This is a genomic window from Pseudomonas sp. P20 (assembly GCF_016463925.1).
Taxonomy (GTDB): domain Bacteria; phylum Pseudomonadota; class Gammaproteobacteria; order Pseudomonadales; family Pseudomonadaceae; genus Pseudomonas; species Pseudomonas aeruginosa.
This window is the reverse complement of record NZ_JAEMVM010000138.1, coordinates 1-1,091: the sequence shown is the minus strand read 5'-3', so window position 1 is coordinate 1,091 and position 1,091 is coordinate 1. Positions and strand designations below refer to the sequence as shown.

Annotated in this window: 1 protein-coding gene; it reads right to left on the bottom strand. The window is 64.3% G+C overall.

Annotation, left to right across the window (positions count from 1 at the left end):
• The coding region (locus JHD77_RS32205; RefSeq protein WP_033975058.1) for a secretin N-terminal domain-containing protein at positions 1 to 974 on the bottom strand (974 nt) is incomplete at its 3' end.
• Positions 975 to 1,091: the final 117 nt, after the last annotated feature.

Below are 1,091 nucleotides of genomic sequence, written 5' to 3'. Positions count from 1 at the left end.
CTCTCGTTCTCCCGGTTGACCAACTGCTGGACGCGGTTGAGGACCTCTGGTCGGTCGGTGACGGTCAGGGTGCCCGTGGCACGCGACAGCGACATGCGTCCCATGCTCGGCGTCAGCATCGAGTTGATGCTGTTCTCTATGTCGCTGAGGATCGAGGTCTTCAGCTCGGAGCTGGTGGTCTGCTTGCTGCCGGAGTCGCCGCTGATGCCGGAGCTGCCATTCTGTCCAGTGGATCCGGAGCCATCCCCGCTGATGCCGGCGGCCGTCGTCATACCGGAACGCACGGTGGAGTCCACCGTGTTGACGTCGTCGAAGGCGTAGATGCGGAAGGTCCGAGTGTCCAGGTAGTAGAACTCGACCCGTTTCTCGGTTGGGTTGTAGCGCCAGGACACGCCGGCGCGGGCGGCGATGAGATCGAGGAACCCGCTGACCTTGCCGTTCCATTTGATGTTGTACAGCGACCGCGGGCCGTAGGACCCGAAGCTCGACCCCATGCTGCCGCCGGCACCTAGGGACATGCCGTTGGCGACGGAGGCAGGAAACAGCATGGTGGCCATGTCCTGGCCGCCTTGGATGGGCGGCGGGGCGTTGCTCGCGCGCTGCTGAGGTTGCAGGGCAAAAGCGGCCGGGTTCAGCGCGTCGGGCGTGATACTGACCGCCAGGTGGCATTGGTTGATGACTTCCTGGGCGGCCTCCTGCAGCGACGCTGCGCCTGCAGGGCGCCACGTCACGATGCAGTCACTGGACAAGGTGTGCGAAACGCTCAGGGGCTTCGTGCTGACCCAGGGTTTGTCGGAGAAAACCACCGTATCGCGGCGATCCGGTCGGGTGTTGCGCATCTGTGCTGCGATCGTCGACGCGGAATCTGCCGTAGCTTCGACACGATCCGCCGACTCGTTCACCCGCGTGACCGAGCAACTGGCCAGCGCGGGGATCAGGAGGCAAGGCAAGAGGTTCTTCAGGGGGGCACGCATCAGTTCTTGCGCTCCTTGATGATGATCAGGGACTGCGGCCGGCTGGCGTTCACCAGGAAGGGCCGTTCGGCAGCGTCATACAGCGGGAACAGCTCGGATACCGCGTCCTCGAAGGAG